Origin of the sequence: Aquicoccus porphyridii, assembly GCF_008369105.1 — a bacterium.
Classification (GTDB): Bacteria; Pseudomonadota; Alphaproteobacteria; order Rhodobacterales; family Rhodobacteraceae; genus Aquicoccus; species Aquicoccus porphyridii.
Map to the genome: position 1 here is coordinate 1 of NZ_VINQ01000231.1, position 362 is coordinate 362.

The 362-nt window shown below is 67.1% G+C and carries 1 protein-coding gene; it reads right to left on the bottom strand.

Features of this window, described 5'->3' with window-relative positions; genetic code table 11:
* Positions 1 to 362 (bottom strand): beta-eliminating lyase-related protein (locus FLO80_RS22640; protein ID WP_246156823.1); only part of this gene is annotated, 362 nt, incomplete at both ends.

The window sequence follows — 362 nt, forward strand, 5'->3', positions numbered from 1 at the left end:
CAGCGGTAGTCGAAGTCCTCGGCCAGGTCGCGGTTGAAGAACAGGATCGCCTCGCCCACCGCCATGCCGTTCTTGGTGCCGCCGAAGCAGAGCACGTCGACCCCGGCCTTCCAGCTCAGCTCCGCCGGCGAGCAGCCGAGGAAGGCGCAGGCGTTGGAGAAGCGCGCGCCGTCCATGTGCAGGTGCAGGCCGAGTTCCTTGCAGGTGGCGCTGATCGCCTTCAACTCGTCCGGGCGGTACACCGTACCGACCTCGGTGGCCTGGGTGAGAGTCACCACGCGCGGCTTCGGATAGTGGATATCCTGGCGCTTGAGAGCGATGTCGCGGATCGACGCCGGGGTCAGCTTGCCGACCTCGGTCTG